This window comes from Streptomyces sp. BRA346 (assembly GCF_052851135.1).
Window position 1 is genome coordinate 1 of record NZ_JAIWIH010000108.1, and the last position, 4,466, is coordinate 4,466.

1 protein-coding gene is annotated in these 4,466 nt (G+C 71.6%); it reads right to left on the minus strand.

What is annotated here, in order from left to right:
• The coding region (locus tag LCH29_RS43515; RefSeq protein WP_446467212.1) for a type I polyketide synthase at positions 1 to 4,466 on the minus strand (4,466 nt) is incomplete at both ends.

The following is a 4,466-nucleotide window of genomic DNA, read 5'->3' on the forward strand; positions in this document are numbered from 1 at the left end:
ACCGCATGCAACGCCGAATCCAGCAACGCCGGATGCACACCAAACGCACCCGCCTCCGACCGCGCATCCTCCGGCAACTCCAGCTCCGCGAAGACCTCACCACCCAGCCGCCAGGCAGACGTCAACCCCTGGAACACCGGCCCATACGCCAACCCAAGGCCCGCCATGCCCTCATACAGACCCTCCAGCCCAACCGGCGTCGCCCCGGCCGGAGGCCACACACCCAGGTCGGACGGCGCAGCCGGGGCGACCTCTGCCAGAGCACCCGAGGCATGGCGCACCCACGGCTCGTCCGCAGCCACGTCCTCAAGCCGCGAGTACACCTCGAACGCACGAAGCCCCGAGTCCATCGCACCGACCGACACCTGAAGCTGAACGCCACCCACCTCAGGAAGCACCAACGGCGCCTCCAACGTCAGCTCCTCCACCAGGCCGCACCCGACCTGGTCACCAGCGTGAACCGCCAGCTCAACGAACGCCGTGCCCGGCAGCAGCACCGACCCCATCACGACGTGATCGAGCAGCCACGGATGCGTCTGCACCGACAACCGCCCGGTCAACAGAAGCCCGTCACCACCCGCGAGCGGCACAGCAGCCCCCACCAGCGGATGATCCACGGTCGCCAGCCCCAGCCCGGCCGTACCCAGCGCAGCGGCCGGGACCTCCGGCCAGTAGCGCTCGTACTGGAAGGCGTACGTCGGCAGGTCGACGCGAACGGCGCCCGTACCGGCGAAGACGGCACCCCAGTCGACGGCCACGCCACGGACATGCGCCCGCGCGACAGCCGACACCAGCGCCTCGACCTCGGCACGGTCCTTGCGACAGACGGACGCGAACGCCGCGTCGTCGCCAGTCACACACTCCTGCGCCATGGCAGTGAGCACACCGTCCGGACCCAGCTCCACAAACGTGCTGACGCCCTGGGCCTCCAGAGCGCGCACACCATCGAGGAAGCGCACCGCCTCACGGACATGGCGCACCCAGAAGTCGGCGGTCGCGATCTCCTCGGCGGAGACGACATCACCGGTCAGATTGGAGACGATCGGAATACGCGGAGCCTCGTACGACAACCCCTCCGCAACCTCACGGAACGCCTCCAGCATCCCGTCCATACGCGGCGAATGGAACGCGTGACTGACCGCAAGCCGCTTCGTCTTACGACCCTGCGCCTCAAACGACGCCGCAACCTCAACCACAGCCTCGTCGTCACCCGCGATGACCACCGACGTGGGCCCGTTGACGGCGGCGATACTCACCCGCTCACCGAGCAGCGGCAACACCTCATCTTCCGACGCCTGCACCGCGACCATCGCGCCACCGGCCGGAAGCTCCTGCATCAACCGCCCACGCGCCGCCACCAACTTCGCAGCATCCGCGAGCGACAACACACCCGCCACATGCGCGGCAGCCAACTCACCGATGGAGTGCCCGGACAGGAAGTCCGGTGTCACACCCCACGCCTCCACCAGCCGGAACAACGCCACCTCGACTGCGAACAGCGCAGGCTGCGTGAAACCGGTCTGGTCCAGCACCGCCGGGTCGTCCCCGAACAGCACCGTCTTCAGCGGCTGCTCAAGATGCGCGTCCAGCGCATCGCACACCGCATCCAACGCCTCCGCGAACACCGGATAGGCGTCGTACAGCTCACGCCCCATCCCCAGCCGCTGGCTCCCCTGCCCCGTGAACAGGAACGCCACCTTGCCGCCCGCCACCGAACCCTCAACGAGCCCCGCAGCACCGCGACCCTCCGCCAGCGCCTCCAGACCCGCCAGCAGCCCGGCGCGGTCGTCAGCGACGACGGCGGCGCGGTGGTCGAAGGCGGAACGCGTGGTCGCGAGCGAGTAACCGAGGTCGACGGGGCGCAGTTCGGGGTGGGCGTCCACATGGGCCCGGAGGCGTTCGGCCTGGGCGCGCAGCGCGGCCGCGCTGCGGCCGGAGATCACCGAGGGCAGCACCGGCGGGGTGATGTCGGCGACGGGCTCCGCCTCGACCACCGGGGCCTGCTCGATGATCGTGTGCACATTGGTGCCACTGATGCCGAACGACGACACACCCGCGCGGCGCGGACGGCCGGTCTCCGGCCACTGCGTCTGCTCGGTCAGCAGCGACACCGCGCCCGCCGACCAGTCGACGTGCGGGGACGCCTCGCCCGCGTGCAGGGTCTGCGGCAGCACCCCATGCTGCATGGCGAGGACCATCTTCATCACACCGGCGACACCGGCCGCGGCCTGCGTGTGGCCCATGTTGGACTTGATGGAACCCAGCAGCAGGGGCAGGTCCTCGGACCGGTCGCGGCCGTACGTGGCGAGCAGCGCCTGCGCCTCGATCGGGTCACCCAGCGTCGTCCCCGTACCGTGCGCCTCGACCGCATCCACCTCGGCGGCCGACAGACCCGCACCGGCCAAGGCCGCGCGGATGACGCGCTGCTGCGACGGGCCGTTGGGCGCCGTCAGACCATTCGACGCACCGTCCTGGTTGACGGAGCTGCCACGGACGACGGCCAGCACCGGGTGGCCGTTGCGCCGCGCGTCCGACAGCCGCTCCACGAGCAGCATGCCCGCGCCCTCGGCCCAGCCCGTGCCGTCCGCGTCCGCCGAGAACGAGCGGCAACGGCCGTCGGCGGACAGGCCGCCCTGGCGGCTGAAGCCGATGAAGGTGGCCGGGGTGGCCATCACCGTGACGCCACCGGCCAGCGCCAGCGAGCACTCCCCCGCCCGCAGGGCCTGCATCGCCCAGTGCAGGGCGACGAGCGACGACGAGCAGGCCGTGTCCACCGTCACCGCCGGGCCCTCAAGACCGAGGGCGTACGCGACCCGGCCGGAGGCGATGGAGCCGGTGCTGCCGGAGCCGATCGCGCCCTCGCCGCCGCCGTCGGGGGCCTGCTCCACGAGCGTGGCGTAGTCGTGGTACATGACGCCCGCGAAGACACCGGTCTGGCTGCCGCGCAGGGTCGTCGGGTCGATGCCCGCGCGCTCGAACGCCTCCCACGACGTCTCCAGCAGCAGCCGCTGCTGCGGGTCGGTGGCGACGGCCTCGCGCGGCGAGATCCCGAAGAAGGTGGGATCGAAGTCGGCGGCCTCGTGGAGGAAGCCGCCCTCGCGGGTGTACGAGGTGCCCGGGTGCTCGGGGTCCGGGTGGTAGATCGTGTCCAGGTCCCAGCCGCGGTCGACGGGGAAGCCGGAGATGGCGTCCTGGCCGGAGGCCAGCAGCTGCCACAGGTCCTCGGGGGTGCGCACTCCGCCCGGGAAGCGGCAGCTCATGGCGACGATGGCGATCGGCTCGTCGTCGACCGCGCCCACGGTCGACGACGGTACGGCCAACTGACCCTGTGTGCCCGCCAGTTCGGCCCGGAGGTGTTCGGCGAGGACGAGGGAGGTCGGGTAGTCGAAGACCAGGGTGGCGGGGAGCCGCATGCCGGCGGCCGCGTTCATCCGGTTGCGCAGCTCGACGGCGGTCAGCGAGTCGAAGCCCAGGTCGCGGAAGGCGCGATCGGGGTCCACGGAGTCGGCGGAGCCGTAGCCCAGGACGGCGGCGACCTGCGTACGGACCAGCCCCAGCAAGAGGTCGAGCTGTTCGGCCTCGCCGAGCCCGGCCAGCCGCTGCGCCAGCGCACCCGTCCCGGCGGAACCCTCCGCCGTACGCCGCGTCGGCACCCGCACCAGCCCACGCATCAACGGCGCCACCACACCCGACGACGCGGCCTCGGCCCGCACCGCCGCCAGATCCAGCCGCACCGGCACCAGCAGCGCCTCGCCCGCACCGCGCGCCGCGTCGAACAGCTCCAGCCCCTCGGCGGCCGACAGCGCGGCAACGCCACCCCGGTTCATCCGGGACACATCCGCGTCGTCCAAGGCACCGGTCATCGCGCTGGAGTCCGCCCAGAGGCCCCAGGCGAGGGACGTACCGGCCAGACCACGCGCCCTACGGTGCTGCGCCAACGCATCCACATACGCGTTGGCGGCGGCATAGTTGCCCTGACCCGCGCCGCCGAAGACACCGGAAGCGGACGAGAACAGGACGAACGCCTTCAGGTCCAGGTCAGCCGTCAGCTCGTGGAGGTTCCAGGCCGCGTCCACCTTCGGGTGCAGTACGGTGGCCAGCCGCTCAGCGGTCAGCGAACCGATCACGCCGTCGTCCAGCACACCGGCGGTGTGGACGACGCCGGTCAGCGGATGCTCGGCCGGAACCGCCGCCAGCACCTCAGCCAGCGCGTCACGGTCGGCCACGTCACACGCGGCCCAGTGCACTTTGGCGCCCAGCTCGGTCAGTTCGGCGCCGAGTTCGGGTGCACCGGGAGCCTCCGCGCCGCGACGGCTGACCAGGAGGAGGTGGCGTACGCCGCGCTCCGCCACCAAGTGCCGCGCCAGCAGCCCGCCCAGCGTGCCGCTGGCACCGGTCACCAACACCGTGCCCTCGGCGTCGAAGTCGGGCACCTGCTGCTGCTCGGTGTCCACCACGGCTCGTGC